Annotated in this window: 13 protein-coding genes; 10 read left to right on the forward strand and 3 right to left on the reverse strand. The window is 51.5% G+C overall.

The window, feature by feature from the left end:
• The first annotated feature begins 62 nt into the window (after positions 1-62).
• Entirely contained in the window at positions 63-626 is a 564-nt protein-coding gene (locus ACX1DY_RS04825; protein WP_458963064.1) for a GNAT family N-acetyltransferase, read from the forward strand.
• Positions 627-648: 22 nt separating this feature from the next.
• Here ACX1DY_RS04825 and ACX1DY_RS04830 read toward each other — a convergent pair whose 3' ends face one another.
• Positions 649-1,464 (reverse strand): sugar phosphate isomerase/epimerase family protein, encoded by an 816-nt coding sequence (locus ACX1DY_RS04830; RefSeq protein ID WP_458963065.1) that lies wholly within the window; start codon positions 1,462-1,464, stop codon positions 649-651.
• Between the two features lie 167 nt (positions 1,465-1,631).
• On the opposite strand from ACX1DY_RS04830, the gene ACX1DY_RS04835 reads away from it, so the two are divergent.
• From ACX1DY_RS04835 to ACX1DY_RS04845, 3 genes are all read left to right on the forward strand, one after another.
• Positions 1,632-2,624, forward strand: a complete 993-nt coding sequence (locus ACX1DY_RS04835) for a Gfo/Idh/MocA family protein (protein WP_458963066.1) — start codon at positions 1,632-1,634, stop codon at positions 2,622-2,624.
• 50 nt (positions 2,625-2,674) lie between these two features.
• Positions 2,675-3,487 (forward strand): GNAT family N-acetyltransferase, encoded by an 813-nt coding sequence (locus tag ACX1DY_RS04840; RefSeq protein ID WP_458963067.1) that lies wholly within the window; start codon positions 2,675-2,677, stop codon positions 3,485-3,487.
• A 71-nt stretch (positions 3,488-3,558) separates the two neighbouring features.
• On the forward strand, positions 3,559-4,845 hold the full coding sequence (locus ACX1DY_RS04845) for an amidase (protein WP_458963068.1): 1,287 nt from the start codon (positions 3,559-3,561) through the stop codon (positions 4,843-4,845).
• Between the two features lie 232 nt (positions 4,846-5,077).
• Here ACX1DY_RS04845 and ACX1DY_RS04850 read toward each other — a convergent pair whose 3' ends face one another.
• Both ACX1DY_RS04850 and ACX1DY_RS04855 read right to left on the reverse strand, forming a co-directional pair.
• Positions 5,078-6,304: a hypothetical protein gene (locus tag ACX1DY_RS04850; RefSeq protein WP_458963069.1), complete on the reverse strand. Its 1,227-nt coding sequence runs from the start codon at positions 6,302-6,304 to the stop codon at positions 5,078-5,080.
• A gap of 28 nt (positions 6,305-6,332) precedes the next feature.
• Entirely contained in the window at positions 6,333-7,586 is a 1,254-nt protein-coding gene (locus ACX1DY_RS04855; protein WP_458963070.1) for a S8 family peptidase, read from the reverse strand.
• Between the two features lie 168 nt (positions 7,587-7,754).
• On the opposite strand from ACX1DY_RS04855, the gene ACX1DY_RS04860 reads away from it, so the two are divergent.
• The 6 genes from ACX1DY_RS04860 to ACX1DY_RS04885 all read left to right on the forward strand — a co-directional run bounded on the left by ACX1DY_RS04860 (position 7,755) and on the right by ACX1DY_RS04885 (position 14,808).
• Positions 7,755-8,138, forward strand: a complete 384-nt coding sequence (locus tag ACX1DY_RS04860; RefSeq protein ID WP_458963071.1) for a hypothetical protein — start codon at positions 7,755-7,757, stop codon at positions 8,136-8,138.
• A 179-nt stretch (positions 8,139-8,317) separates the two neighbouring features.
• Positions 8,318-9,034 (forward strand): alpha/beta fold hydrolase, encoded by a 717-nt coding sequence (locus ACX1DY_RS04865; protein WP_458963072.1) that lies wholly within the window; start codon positions 8,318-8,320, stop codon positions 9,032-9,034.
• 138 nt (positions 9,035-9,172) lie between these two features.
• The gene (locus ACX1DY_RS04870; protein WP_458963073.1) at positions 9,173-10,147 is read left to right on the forward strand and encodes a phosphotransferase enzyme family protein; all 975 of its coding nucleotides are present in this window, start codon (positions 9,173-9,175) and stop codon (positions 10,145-10,147) included.
• A 53-nt stretch (positions 10,148-10,200) separates the two neighbouring features.
• Entirely contained in the window at positions 10,201-11,043 is an 843-nt protein-coding gene (locus tag ACX1DY_RS04875; RefSeq protein WP_458963421.1) for a phosphotransferase, read from the forward strand.
• 150 nt (positions 11,044-11,193) lie between these two features.
• Positions 11,194-12,618, forward strand: coding sequence for an FAD/NAD(P)-binding protein (locus ACX1DY_RS04880; RefSeq protein ID WP_458963422.1), 1,425 nt, complete (start codon positions 11,194-11,196; stop codon positions 12,616-12,618).
• Between the two features lie 348 nt (positions 12,619-12,966).
• Complete coding sequence (locus ACX1DY_RS04885; RefSeq protein WP_458963074.1) at positions 12,967-14,808, forward strand: UbiD family decarboxylase; 1,842 nt, start codon at positions 12,967-12,969, stop codon at positions 14,806-14,808.
• The last annotated feature ends 141 nt before the right edge of the window (positions 14,809-14,949 follow it).

Here is a 14,949-nt window from a genome sequence, read left to right on the forward strand (position 1 = left end):
CCGCAGGAGGAGCTGCTGCGTGAGATGTTCGAATTCATCGAAGAGAAGTCAACGCCGGAACCGTGAAGCTCGCGATTCCACAATTCATGCCCAAGCTGCAAAAGATGGCTCACAGCCGGGGATATGCGCTTTTTCCGAATGAAAGTGATAATGTTGTCTCGATCAGGCTGGATCAGGATTTTCCGGTGCAAATTCCTTCAGGCTTCAAGCTTCAATGCGGGGAGGAAGTAGCCGATAAGACGAAGGCGCAGGGGCATATTATGGCGTTCAATTATGCGGGTACTGCACATGCAGAGCAGATGCTGCAAATGTACGGGGGAATTCGTCAAGCGCTGGGCTACCGCCCCGGACTGGATCTGTCACTCGTCAATGAGCAGGGGGAGGTCGTATCCTTCTGCAATGCTTTTGTGGATGAGGCGAACGGCATCGGGATTCTTGAACCTGTGGGAACACATGTCGATTACCGGAGGCGGGGGCTGGGCCGGGCAGTAATTTATGCAGCCCTGAACAGACTGCGCTCATTGGGCATGGTCCAAGCGTATACGGGTCCTATGCAGCCCTTTTATCAGCATATTGGCTTTGAGCTGGATGTGGAGTTCCAGGTGTGGGGATCGCAGCGTGTCTGAGACCCCCTCATACCTGCCTGTCCTATTTGAAAATCGCCTGAAGCCACGCGGCCGACTTCTCCATGTAAGCCAACTGGTCTGAAGCATCAAAATGCTCGATAGCCAGCGTATCCTCGTATCCCATTGCCTTCAGCCGCTTCGCAATTTCCTCCATTGGGATGCAGCCGGAGCCAACGGGAGATGGGAACAGCCGGGTTCCATTTGTGCTGAGCTTCGGCGTTTCGCCACTGTGCTCCTCCAGCGAGCGGTCTTTGCAGTGGACATGAACGATTCTCGATTTCAGCTTCTCGAAGGCCGACAGTTCATCTTCGCCGCGATAAATGAAATTGCCTGTATCGTAGGTGCAGCCGAGCTTCGGAATCTGCTCCAGAAACCATAGCAGTTCACCGGAAGTGGAGAAGGGCGCACGGCTGTCATCGAAATCCTCCAGGGTGACTGTAATCCCTTTCTGTTCCGCATAGTCACATAACACTTTCAGTGCTGCAGCCATCCCGTGGAGTGCATGCTCCCGCTGCTCCATGCTGACTGCTTCATCAATAAATCCGGGGATCACCAGCACTTTTCCTGCACCTAAGTATTCAGCCGTATCTATGAATTTCAAGCCGGGCTCCACATCGGGAGCATTGCCGAAATCAAAAAAAGCATACATCGAAGCCACCGAAATCCCGGCCTGCCCTAGCAGCTCTTTCATATCCTGGCGGCTTGGCTGCACCTCGTCGAGATCAAGCTCCACTGCGCTGATGCCAAATTTACGGGCCTGTTTCAGCACCTCCGGCACCGACAGTCCCGTCTGCTTACTCGCAGTAACAATATGGTTGTAAAAAACAGAAATTTGCATCTCCATATCCCTCCTGTTCCATATGAATCTTGTAATCGCTTCCTTGCTAAGTATATTGGATATTCAGCAAGGATTCCACCGGTTATGGATAGAGGGACAGTTGTCCTTCGCTACCAGTCGAGGAATGGGCTATTATAGAATTATTGCCCTTAAAGGAGAGAATACATTTGAGTACAGCGAAGCTTAGTTTTATCGGTGCCGGGTTCCATGCGTCGACTAATATTTTTCCATCAGCAATAGAAGCAGGTGCGGAAATCACCGCGATTGCGACCCGTAATCTTGAGCGTTCCAAGGCCGCACTTCTGCGGTTCGGCAGCAGCGGCAAGCCCTATGACGACTACCAAAGGATGCTGCAGAATGAAGAATGCGATGGAGTAGTAGTTGTTGCCCAGCCGCATGACCAAACCCCGCTGGTGCTGGACTGCATCCGTGCCGGGAAACATGTGTATGTGGACAAACCTCTCGGCTGGAATGGGGTGGAGGCCCTTCAGCTTGCTGATGCCGCCGAGCAGGCCGGTGTCGTGCTGATGGTCGGATTCATGAAACGCTACGCTCCTGTATACATGAAATTGAAGGAGCTGATTACAGGAGGGACACTCGGAGCAGCGCGTTCTTTTCAAGCCCGGTTTGCGGTAGACAGCACCCCCTTCTGTAAGGACGAGGAGCAGTTCCTGAAGCTTGCTGCCATTCATATTATAGATTTGCTGCGCTTTTTGTTTGGCGAGGCTGTACAGATATCAGGTTTCACTAACAACAATGGCGAACAGATCTCCCAGAGCCTCTCGCTGAGATTCGAGAACGGGATTGTGGGAAGTGTGTATTTTACAGGGATGAGCGCCTGGTCCAGAGAAAGCGAGAGTGTAACGGTTACGTTCGATCACGGGTTTGCCTGTGCGGATGAAATTGTGAAGCTGTCGGTTCACCATTCTCTTGCAGCCAGCGGCCTGCCGTGGCAATCGCTTGCGGAGCAGGATACTGTATTCACCCCTTCCGCGTCAGCGATGTCCGGCGGCTATAGAGATCTTTATTTGCGCGGCTTTGTAGGTGAAATGGCGCATTTCATGAAATGCTGCCAGGAGGGTCTGACCCCAATTTCCAGCGGCAGAGATAATGTGAAGACTATGGAACTGTGCGATGCGATTCTATCTGCCTTAAGATAAAGAGGACGTTAGGAGACCCGGACGGATACCTGATTTGGAGGCCGTAAAAGTTGATAACTGAGCTGCGCAAAACAGAGTTTTACAGGATCAGGCACATTGCAGACGCCTGCAGCAATATTGAGGTAAAGGCCATAGTTGGCGGAATGAATCCGGGGCGGGTATTTGCCGATCATCCTGAGAATATAAGAGCTGCTCTAATCTGGATTCAGGGCCAGGGCGGGTTCCATATCGTGGGAGATCCGCAGAGCAAATCTCTTGTAAGCGGCCTTGCATCCTATATGCAGAGTGAGATTGAGCCCTGGCTGAAGAAGCTGAATACAGGCTATGTCGAAATTAGCTGTGAAACTGCAGGCTGGGTGGAAGCGATAGAGGTTATTTTTGGTAAACACAAGCTTTCGAATTGTCATCAGCATGTCTTCAGGCTCGGGGAAGCTATGAAAATGGATGGAATCCCGGGCGGCAACGTGACGGTTCATAGAATGGACAAGAATATATTCACAGACAAGCGGTTAAGCAATCTAGCTTTTGTAGAGGAAAAGTTATCCAGGTTCTGGGACTCGCCAGATGATTTCTTCCAGCACGGGTTCGGTTATTATGCCCGGTACGACCATACAGTGGTAAGTCTGTGCTTCTCTGCTTTTGTTGCCGGTCAGACCCATGCCATTGATATCGAAACGATAGAAGGTTATAGAAAAAGAAACTCTGCTGCCGCAGTAGCACGGGCGTTTATGGAGGAATGCGGCAGCAGAGGGGTCCAGCCGTATTGGGACTGTTCGCCGGATAATCCCGGCTCTATTCGTCTGGCGGGAATGGTGGGGATGGTTCCTCATTTTGACTACAGGATATTTTGGTATAGCTTGTAGTCTGTAACTTCTTGAATGTGTATCCGTAAGTAGTACTAGCTTGTCCAAAAACTTCCTGCGGAGCTGATACCATGAAACTTGCCAAAGCATCATTAATCCAGCACAACAATCAGGGTGAAACGGAATGTTCTCTTGAGAAGTCATTAATTCTGTACCGTCAGCGCTTTGAACAACTGGAGCCTCATATCCATGCTTTTGTCCCGGAAGCTGACGTTGAGGAGCGCCTGGCTATGGAGATAAACCGCTTATCGAAGGCATACGCTGAAACTGCCGCGAGACCGCCTCTGTATGGAGTTCCGGTCGGCATCAAGGATTTGCTGCATGTGGAGGGCTTGCCGACTCAAGCCGGTTCGCAATTGCCATCAGCGTCATTGTCCGGCAAGGAAGGCTCTTTGGTGGCCCGGATTCGGTCACTGGGGGCTTATATCGCTGGCAAGACGGTTACTGAGGAATTTGCTTATAACGGTCCTATTGCCACCCGTAATCCGCATAATGTTGCCCACACCCCCGGGGGCTCAAGCGCAGGCTCGGCTGCATCGGTTGCAGCAGGAATATGCCCGCTTGCGGTTGGCACCCAGACGCTCCGTTCGGTGATCGCGCCCGCTTCGTTTTGCGGAGTTGTGGGCTTCAAACCGGGCTATGGCCGGGTTCCGCTGGATGGCGTCATTTTGCTGGCACCTTCTTTTGACACTGTAGGGTTCTTCACTCAGACTCTGGATGATATGCAGGTTGCCGCAGACTGTCTCATCCCGGATTGGAAGCCCTGTAAGACTGATAGAAAGCCAGTACTCGGTATTCCCAAAGGCGTATATATGGAGCTAATGAGCAGTGAGGTGAGAGCGGCTTTTACTGCGCAGGTTGAAAAGCTTAAAGGGCAAGGCTATCAAGTGAAGCTGGTGGATATGCCGTGGGAGGATGATTTTATTTATGGAGATGCCATGCTGCGGTTCCTCGAAGGTGAGATGGCGCGTGAGCATGCCTCCTTATTCGAGCATTATGCGGATAATTACGGCGCCCCGGTAAGGGAAGCCATCCTCAGAGGCCAGCAAATCCCCGAGGCCGAGCTGGAGACATACCGGCAGAAGCAGTCCAGGCTGCGGCAGGAACTGGATATCGTCAGAACAGCGGAGGGCGTGGATCTCTGGGTGTCATCTGCACAGGGAGGAACAGCACCGAAGATCGGTGAAGGTACAGGATGGTCCGGGATGACGGCAATCTGGACCTTTGCGGGCTGTCCAACGATCAGCCTTCCCGGGATGACAATAGACGGCCTGCCGCTGGGCTTCCAGTGCATCGGAAGTTATGGGGAAGATGAGCAACTTGTAGCTTGGGCGGAGCAAATTGCTGAGCACTTGTAATTCATCTATATCAGTTGAACTTAAAAAACATAAAAAGGTAGGAGTGCGGAGGGGAAGTTTGGAACTGGAGGAGCGACAGCGTCCGCCTTTGTCTGCGGATTTCTACCGCGAAGAGCGGTTATAATCAAGAAATCTGCAGACAACAGCGGCCGGAAGTCCAAACATTCCCCGCAGTTACGACCAGACCCCAGAATGAAAATCTATAGTTCAACTGATATAGCTACCGGAATCATTATCCGCAAAAAATATGCAAATCCGCCCCGGCAACATAGCCGTAACTAGCATAACAGCCAGCAATGCTGTGAATCGCTTGCTTGGAGTAAAGATCTATAAGCTGGAACACAAAAGCATCCTTATCTGGTAGGTACTTGCGAGTGGATGCATACCGCCCGTTGACCAAACGGACCATCGCACGGGTCTCACCAGTGAGCAATATTTCACCGCTGCTAACATTGACTAAATTTTCTTGCTCTCCAATATTTTGAATACCAAAAGCCTGTAAATCTTCTGTCAAATAGAGCCGGTCATAGGTTTCTTCAATCCGTTGCCTCAGCAGCTCTTGCGTAACCGGATTGTACAGACACAGCTCGGAAGTGTCATCATCAAAATGATGCTTGTACAATGAAACTGCTCCACTAATACGGGAGGTATACGCATATCCGCAGGTTGGATCACACTGGTCAATGATAAAGGATTCATCGAGCGGAATGTTATTCTTAACCCGGTCAACGAAAGCTTCCAGCGGGATGAGAACCACGCTATGGGTAGCGACCCCTTCGATCATGTCATATTTGCGGTGCTTCCATTCCTCCCGCTTCTCGTAAGCTTGAATTCTGCCGGTTACGAGCATAAGCTGCTCCGTATCCCCATGCTCAAGCACAGTAACCTCAGATGTATGTACAATCCGGTCCTTCGGTCCGATGCTGTCCGGGACACTGAAGTGCTGCTGAAGCTCAAGGTCAATCAGCAAGTACCCGGAGAAGCCGGAATTATGCTTCCTGTAGTATGGATCATCAATCTCAGGGACTGCTACGAGAACATACCGCTTGCCCAGACCATGAAATTCAGCCCGCCGCAGGGGGGATACGTCCTTATTTTCCGCAAAATCATCGGTTAAGCGAAGGGTGTATACCTCCCGTGTCTTCATGCTTCTGCAATCCAATTGATACAGGACATAGACAGCAGTCTGCCCCTCCCATTTCAGATCCGCGTAGTAAATCCACTCTTTGGCAGATGAGACATTTTCAATATGGGAGCCTGGCCCGTAGCTGATAAACTCCTGCGACCCATTCACTAAGTCATACCGTAATATACCAGCCGTATACGGCTCCGCTGCGGTAATCTCCTCTTCAACTCTAACATCGGCGACATAGAAAAGAGCATATCTATCTTCTATCGTAATCCCTGCATAGCTCACAAATTGGTTCACAAATCCTTGTATTTGCCTGGTATGGACCATTTAAGCGAAATCTCCTTTTTAAAAGCTACTAATGGCGCTTCAGAAACCGCACGTTCACCTCGCCGCTGCCTGCGGTGTTCGGCTTCAGCCCTAAGCGAAACGCATGTTTCTTCAGCTTGGCTTTAACCTGACAGGGAGTCAGGGCGGGGCAGCGCTGCAGCAGTTGTGCCGCCGCACCGGAGACGATGGGCGTAGAAATGCTGGTGCCGGACAGCACGAAATATTGTTTGTCGAACGTAAGGTACCGAAATTGCCTCGCCAGCTTGGAGCCAGGAGCCCGAAGCGAGATGATGGACTCTCCCGGAGCTACGAGATCCGGCTTGATTCTTCCTCCCGGCGCCGGTCCCCGGCTGGAGTAGAAGGTGATCCGGTCGTCGCCTTGCCAGACAGTCCGGCGGTCATCCACTGCCCCGACTGTGATTGCAGAGGGACTTATCCCCGGAGACTCTATCGTTCTCCGTCCGGGGCCGCTGTTGCCGGCGGCGATCACAACGGTGAGCCCGGCCTTGACCGCTTTTTCGACCGCTTGGCTGAGAAGATCATCTTTGCTTGAGGCACTCACCGGTCCGCCGAAGGACATCGACAGAATGCGCAGCTTTAACCGCTTGCGCTGGGCAATACACCACTCGATTCCCTTGATAATCGTGGAGTCATAACCATCGCCGTTTCGATCCAAGACTTTGACGCCCACTATTCCCGCTTCAGGGGCCGGGCCTTTGTATTTTCCTTTGCTGGACCAGCCATTGCCTGCCGCATCGCCGGTAATATGTGTGCCATGGCCGTTGTCGTCATAGGGATTTCTGCGGTGATTGATAAAATCCTTGAAGGCGATGATACGGTTCATGGGCCGGATCAGATCCGGATGCCGGAATACACCAGTGTCGAGAATGGCGATGTTAACACCTTTACCGGTAAGCCCCCTTGCTCTTTGAACCGCTGTTGCGCCAATGGAGGGAGTAGCAATATCTAAAGATATTGTTTTAATTTCGTCGAGGTATACCTTGTGAACCCCGCTCCAGCAGCACATCCGTTCCAGGGATTTCAGAGAAATCTGCGAGGACACCGCGTTCAGCAGGGGAATTCGGTGTTTGACAGGAAAGGAATGTGGACCTAAATGCTTCTGCAAGGCTTGTATGCGGGAGGGGGAGAGTTTCTGTTTGAATTGAATAATGACCGGAACCGCCGCAGGCTTAACACCTGATTGCACAGATTTCCGAACATGGCGTTTCAATGGCCGATTGATTTTGGCAGCATGCTGCTGCATCCAGAGCGTATCACTCATTGCTGTCGGATCACCTCTTCAGTGCATGGTATGCACGGAAAGACCAGGCGGATACATATCTATGAAACTGAGATATCAACACATTTCTCGAACGGTAGGCAGGAACTTGTTTCAGACAACATGCAAACTACATTTACTAATGTATCCTAAAAGAAAGTGGTGAAGCAAATGAAAGAGTCCGAAAAGAAAGCATTGCTGGCAAAAAAAGCATTGATGGCAAAAAAGGAAATGATGGCCAAAAAAGCGAATGCAAGAGTAGTGAAAAAAGTAGTGAGACAGAGACGCAGAGTTAAACAAACGTTTGACAGATTCGTCGTGCTTGCTACAAGTCTCGGCAATGTGAATAAGGACACTACTGGCTGGACAGCTGCCTTGACCACCGGTACAGTAACGGTAACTACCGATTTTGACGATTTTGGTGTGGCTAGATTTCCTACTATTACGACTTTAACAACGGTATCCTATACTTTGAGAATAAGAGATGAAGCGGGCAATCTCTTAACAACCAAATCTGTCTCTGCCAACCGTGAGTTTTTTGTCGCCAGATTCTAATTAGAACTGATTCATAGTGTGAAGGAAGCAGCGTGTGCCGTTACTGGCGGTATGCGCTGCTTCCTTTTTTTGCGACCATATTTCCTGGTCATTGTTATATCATTTTCGGATTAGCAGCTTCCATGATATTCTTTAGGAGGTTGAATTTAGGGATATGAATCTACTTGGAGGGATTCCGATTGAAAAGCTATTTTGTCCATAATGGGCCTGTGTCACTGCATGTGCTGGAAAATGGAGAACCTTCTTCCGTGGTACCTTCTCTTCTGGTGATCAGCGGGTTATGGGAGCCTGCCGAGCGGGCCATTCCGCTTTTGACCAATCTGCCGGGGCATGTGGTTGCCCTTAGCTTCCGTGGCCGAGGGTTAAGCTCAACACCGCAAGCAGGTTATGATCTTGAGGATCACTTGTCAGATATTGCGGCTGTGGTTGCGCATTGCAGGCTTGAGAATTACTGTGTACTGGGATTTTCCAGGGGGGCGTCCTACGCGCTTGGCTGGAGCCTGCAGAACCAGCATCAAATGAAAGGTCTTATTCTTGTAGATCAGCCGCCTATCCATAGGAGTCTTTCAGAGGAAACCGTGGATTTTTGGAGCGGGCTGGTTTATCTGCAGGTGCCTATCCTGAACTTCATGCGCCGTGAGGCAATTGAGGGGCTGGGGAGAGAAGCCCGCGAGGTAGATTTCACTGCGCAGCTATCTCAGCTTAAGCTCCCTGTTACATTGTTTGCCGGAAGAAACCCGGCTGCCGGGATTCCATCTGATATCTCAGATGAGACTTTAGACAAGTATACCCGGTATCTTTCATCCTTCCATGTGGTTGAGTTTTTCCATTCCGGGCATATGATCCCGGACGAAGAGCAGCAGAAGTATATCGCCGAAGTCGGGTTATGTCTGTGATCCGCTTATGCATATAATGGAAGTTGAATATACCGGAGCGTTGCAACAAGACAGAGACATCAGCTCTGATCAGTTGGCTGCGTTTGCCGGATACATGTTGGGTGAGATTTTTAAGGAAGTGGAAGGGTGGACGCATAAGTGATAAAAGCTGCAGAAAAAGTGCTCTTGTACTATGAGATTCAGGAGCCGGTTGTTGAGTTCATCAGACATAATGAAAATATGACTTACAAGGTAACGGATACAAGCAATGGCAAACATTATTTGCTGCGCCTTCACAGTCCTTCAACTGCGGGGATGCTGGGTATTCAGCACACGCTTCAGGGCTTGGAATCAGAAATGTACATATTGCAGGAGCTGGCCCAGGTCAACACACTTAGGGTACAAAAGCCGGTGGTCAATCGCCTGGGCGAGCTGGTGACCGAATATGATACCGCTGACAATGGTGTTGCTTATGCAACCCTGCTGGAATGGATCGAGGGCTCCACACTTACTTTGCAGGAAGAGAACATAGAGCAAATCGCATATTCACTCGGAGAGAAGTTCGCAGCTTTTCATAATTTCTCACGTCATCATGAACTTCCCGGCTTGCAGAGGCATGTATACGATAAGGAAAGAATAGATACCTCCATTGAAGAGCTGAAAACCGGTGTAGAGTCAGGTCTGTACAGCCAGGAACAGTATGAGATTATTGCAGAAGTCCTTCGAATTGTAAAAAAACAAATGCAAGAGCTGGATTCCATTCCCGGGCAATGGGGGATCGTCCACGCTGATGTGCAGCCGGGAAATGTCATTATCACTGAGGCTGGGCCTTGCCTGATAGACTTTGGATTTTGCGGATATGGCTATTATTTGTTTGATTTGGGCAGTGCGGCTTCTGTTTTTCCCGGTGGGCTGCGAAAGCGCTTCTTACAGGGCTATGCTTCAGCAGCAGATTTTTCAATTGACCAGATAAGGTATATTGAAGGACAGATATTTATGGATACGTTCATCAGCTATCTTTTCTTCATAGGCGATTCTAACCGCAACGGCTGGGTTAAAGAAAGTGCAGCCAAGCTTTGTGATACGCTGTGCAAGGATTTTATTGCAGGAAAAGAAGTGTTCTACTCGCTATAGTTGTATGTACGGATTATCCATCTCATAGAAGGAGGCAACAAGCTGTGAATACTATGCTGGGGAAAAAAATTGGCGAAGGTGGGTGCTCGGAAATACACGAATGGGTAGGCACGGCGAAGATCATTAAGCTGGGTAAAAGCAACACCGGAATGGATGTGCTTCAAAACGAGCTGAACAAAACACAACTCGCTTGGGATCATGGGCTACCTGTACCCCGTCCTTATGGACTGACTGAAGTCGATGGCCGTCCGGGGCTGATAAGTGAACGGATCTACGGTGAGTCGCTGATGGAACGGTTCATGCGGCTCTTCATGCAGCCGTCTGCCGGCAGGGAATGGAGCGCAGAAGATGATGAGAATATACGTATCACTGCCCGCATTTTAAGTGATATTCATAGCCAATCCATCCCGTCGATGCCGCCGCAAAAAGAAATGCTCGGCTGGAGCATCCGAGCGGCCCATTATCTGACCTCCTCGGAGAAGGAGCAGGTTATTGATATGTTAGCTAGCTTGCCGGCAAAATATCAGCTCTGCCACGGAGACCCCAATCCGGGAAATATCCTGATCCGGGAAGGCGAGCCGGTGATTATTGATTGGATGGATGCCTCGACCGGCAATCCAGAAGGAGATTTGGCTGAGTACATTGTCATGATCAGGTACTCGGTTCTTCCGGCTGGTCTGCCAGGTGAGGTAACTGATTTTTTTGATTCCGTAAGAGAGCATATTATCTCTGTATTTTGTGAGGAGTATGAACGGCTGACCGGACTTGCTTACCGTGAAGTGGAGCAGTGGCTGGTGCCTATTGCAGCACGTAAGCTAAATGCTGATGCCATCGGTGAGGAAGAGAAGGAACGGCTGGTGAAGGTTATAAGAGAGGGACTTTTGTCAAGATCATAGACATGCTTTCTCCAAATTGTTAGTGATGCGGTACAAAGAGACCGGCGGATTTTGGCTGCCATGACAATAAACTTGACATCACCATTCAAAAGACGGGGCATACACGCTATAATATGGCCTAAAGATGCCACCCGAAAGGTCTGAGAAATGATGAGTCTGGAAATCTTAAATGAACGAGTGCAAACCGATCTTTCCTACCTTGCTTATGGCGGCGCAGACTGGGTTCGTCCGCTGGATCATGCTGATGGGCATGTGTACGACGTTGTGATTGTGGGCGGCGGCCAGAGCGGCCTCGGGGCTGCTTTTGGATTGCTGCGTGAACGGATATCAAATATTCTGGTGATCGACGAGAACCGCGAAGGGATGGAGGGGCCTTGGGAGACATACGCCCGGATGGTCACGCTGCGCACACCCAAGCATTTAACCTCTGTAGATCTGGGGATTCCTTCGCTGACCTTCCGCTCTTGGTGGGAGGCGCAGCATGGACCGGAAGGCTGGGAGGCAGTGGACAAAATCCCGCGCGGCGACTGGATGGATTATCTGCGCTGGTACCGCAAAATTCTCAGCCTGCCTGTGGTAAATGAGGTCCGGCTCAAGCTGATTGAGCCTGGGCAAGACGGAATTCACCGCCTGCATATCGCAGGGGCGGGAGCACCGTCTGAGCAACTGCTGGCGCGCACAGTTGTGCTGGCAACAGGCATTCAAGGCGGCGGCGAGTGGCATGTGCCGCCGATGGTGGCCGATAATCTGCCCAAAGCGCTGTATGCCCACACTTCGGAAGCCATAGATCCTCTGCTGCTCCGGGGTAAAAAAATTGCTGTCCTCGGCGGCGGTGCCTCGGCCTTCGACAACGCCAACTTTCTGCTCTCGGAGGGGGCGGAGGAGGCACATGTGTTTGTCCGCCGCGAGCAGCTGCCGAGCATCAATCCGATCCGTCAGATGGAGGTTTCGGGCATGATTGAACGGTTCCATACGCTGACGGATGCAGATAAATATGCAGTCATATCACACTTCTTCAAATATAATCAGCCTCCGACCAATGATACCTTTGCCCGTGCGGCCGCTTGGCCGGGCTTCCGGCTTCATCTCGGTTCACCGTGGCTGAGTGTGGAACCAGCGGGCGGCAAGGCGGTGGTCACAACCCCGAAAGGGGAATTCTCCTTTGACTTTGTGGTAGTGAGCACCGGCCTGCTCAGCGATCCGGGTTTGCGGCCCGAGCTGCGGCTGGTGGAGAGCCATATCGCCCGCTGGAGCGACCGCTATGAAGCCCCGCCTGAGCTGGCGAATCCGCTGCTGGATGCGCATCCGTATCTCAGCCCCGGCTTTGCGCTGCAGAGCCGGGACAGCGCAGGCCACGCGCTGGTGCACGGGCTGTTCGTCTTCAATTATTCGGCGCTCGCAAGCTGCGGGCTGTCGGCGTCGGCCATCTCCGGCATGAAAAATGCGGTGCCGAAGCTTGTAGCCGGAGTAGCGGACCAGTTGTTTCTGGACGACCGCGAAGAGATTTTAAAGGCTTTTTTCGCCTATGATGAGGTTGAATTTACCGGTGTGTGGCCTTTGAAGCAGCAGGAGTGATGAGCCAGTGAGATATGTGTAGCCTTAGGAACCCCAATTAGGTTTGGGGTTTTTTCTGTTCTATTGCACTTTATACAGCAGATCGAAGAGATATTTACTAGAAAATGAACTCTATTGTATTTGGTACAGCAGATTTTCGCTCAGAAGCAGCAAAGTGGCAAGTTTGGTCTTTTTTGAGTGTATAAAATGCAACAGAATTGAAAATCCGCTTGACTGAGACCCATTCTATTGCAGAAAGTGCAGCAGAAGAGTTGGCGTGGTCCTAAATCCTTCCTGGCGTTGACCTTGAGTCCTCCCTCATTGATAATAAAGAGAGTTCACATTTCTTCTGAAGATTGGAGTAAGACCATGAGATACCGCAGTATGGAAGAATGTATTATGGATTTGGAGAAGCACGGACATTTAATCCGTATTCATGAGGAAGTAGATCCCCATTTGGAGATGGCGGCAATTCATCTGAAGGTCTATGAGGCAGGAGGTCCGGCCCTGCTGTTCGAGAAGGTCAAAGGCTCGAAGTACCGCGCGGTGTCGAATCTGTTCGGGACCATTGAACGCAGCAAGTTCATATTCCGCGATACCTGGGATTCGTCCCAGGCTGTTATTGCTCTGCGCAGTGATCCCATGAAGGCGCTCAAGCAGCCTTTTAAATATATCGGCACGGGCCTGGCTGCGAGAAAAGCGCTGCCGCTGAAGAAGCGGGGCGGAGTTCCCTCCGGCTTCGAGGAGATTCAAATCTCCGATCTGCCGCAGATCAAGCATTGGCCGGAGGATGGCGGGGCGTTTGTGACGCTGCCGCAGGTCTATTCCGAGGACCCGGATAAGCCGGGAATTATGAATTCCAACCTGGGCATGTACCGTATCCAGCTTAGCGGCAATGAGTATGAGCTGAACAAGGAGGTCGGTGTCCATTACCAGATTCACCGGGGAATCGGCATCCATCAGGCACAGGCGACAAAAAAAGGCCAGCCGCTGAAGGTCAGCTGCTTCATCGGCGGTCCGCCGGCCCATACGCTGTCGGCGGTGATGCCGCTGCCGGAGGGACTCAGCGAAATGACTTTTGCCGGACTGCTTGCCGGACGCCATTTCCGGTACAGCTATGTGGACGGCTTCTGCATCAGTAGCGATGCCGATTTTGTCATTACGGGTGAGATTTATCCCGGTGAGACCCGGCCTGAGGGGCCTTTTGGCGACCATTTGGGCTACTACAGCCTGACTCATCCGTTTCCCGTTATGAAGGTGCATAAGGTATATGCCAAAAAAGGAGCGATCTTTCCTTTCACCGTTGTCGGACGGCCGCCGCAGGAGGACACCTCCTTCGGAGAATTGATTCATGAGCTGACAGGCGGAGCGGTGAAGCAGGAGGTGCCAGGAGTTAAAGAGGTGCATGCCGTAGATGCGGCAGGTGTGCATCCGCTGCTGTTCGCTATCGGCAGTGAGCGCTACACGCCTTACCAGCGGCTGAAGCAGCCTGCGGAGCTTCTGACCATTGCCAACCGCATACTCGGGACAGGCCAGCTCAGCTTAGCGAAGTACCTGTTCATTACTGCGGAAGAAGACCGGGCGATCAGCACGCATGACATCGCGGATTTCCTGACCTATATTCTGGAGCGGATCAATCTGCGGCGGGATATCCATTTTCAGACGAATACTACGATTGATACCTTGGACTATTCAGGTACGGGGATCAACAGCGGCAGCAAAGTGGTTTTCGCGGCAGTGGGGGAGCAGAAGCGGAGCTTATGCACCGAGGTGCCGGAGCAGCTGAAGTCGTTACCGGAATTTGGGCAGGCCCGGATGATTATGCCCGGCATCGTGGCCCTGCAGGGACCGAGGTTCGCAAGTTACGAGGAAGCACAGCAGGAAATAGAGGAGCTGTGCGCCGCCATTCAGGAGCAAGGTCCGCTGGACTCCTGCCCGATGCTCATTTTGTGTGATGACAGCCTGTTCATGAGCGAAACCTTGAGCAACTTCCTGTGGGCCACCTTTACGCGCAGCAATCCCTCGCATGATATTTACGGTGTGAACAGTACGGTGGAGAACAAGCATTGGGCCTGCGACAACGTCATCATTGATGCCCGCGTGAAGCCACATCAGGCGCCGCCGCTAATTCCCGATCCTGTGGTGGAGCGGAATATTGAACGGCTGTTTGCGGAAGGGGCCAGTCTGGGGCGTCTTAATAAACGGCGCTAGGCCAGGCTCTGGGCGCACATGCCGATCGTACCGTAAGAAATACGCAATGGTGTGGCGTAAATGAAAAACCGCGGCAGGCGCAAAGGACGCATGCCGCGGTTTTTATATGATCTGTAGAGTTCGGGAAATCAGGTGCTGGTG

The organism is Paenibacillus sp. BAC0078, from assembly GCF_054483875.1.

Coding starts and splice junctions, on each gene's coding strand:
- ACX1DY_RS04830 (WP_458963065.1), bottom strand. CDS start 1,464: ATGCAAATTTCTGTTTTTTACAACCATATTGTTACTGCGAGTAAGCAG.
- ACX1DY_RS04845 (WP_458963068.1), top strand. CDS start 3,559: ATGAAACTTGCCAAAGCATCATTAATCCAGCACAACAATCAGGGTGAA.
- ACX1DY_RS04850 (WP_458963069.1), bottom strand. CDS start 6,304: ATGGTCCATACCAGGCAAATACAAGGATTTGTGAACCAATTTGTGAGC.
- ACX1DY_RS04855 (WP_458963070.1), bottom strand. CDS start 7,586: ATGAGTGATACGCTCTGGATGCAGCAGCATGCTGCCAAAATCAATCGG.
- ACX1DY_RS04860 (WP_458963071.1), top strand. CDS start 7,755: ATGAAAGAGTCCGAAAAGAAAGCATTGCTGGCAAAAAAAGCATTGATG.
- ACX1DY_RS04875 (WP_458963421.1), top strand. CDS start 10,201: ATGCTGGGGAAAAAAATTGGCGAAGGTGGGTGCTCGGAAATACACGAA.
- ACX1DY_RS04880 (WP_458963422.1), top strand. CDS start 11,194: ATGAGTCTGGAAATCTTAAATGAACGAGTGCAAACCGATCTTTCCTAC.
- ACX1DY_RS04885 (WP_458963074.1), top strand. CDS start 12,967: ATGAGATACCGCAGTATGGAAGAATGTATTATGGATTTGGAGAAGCAC.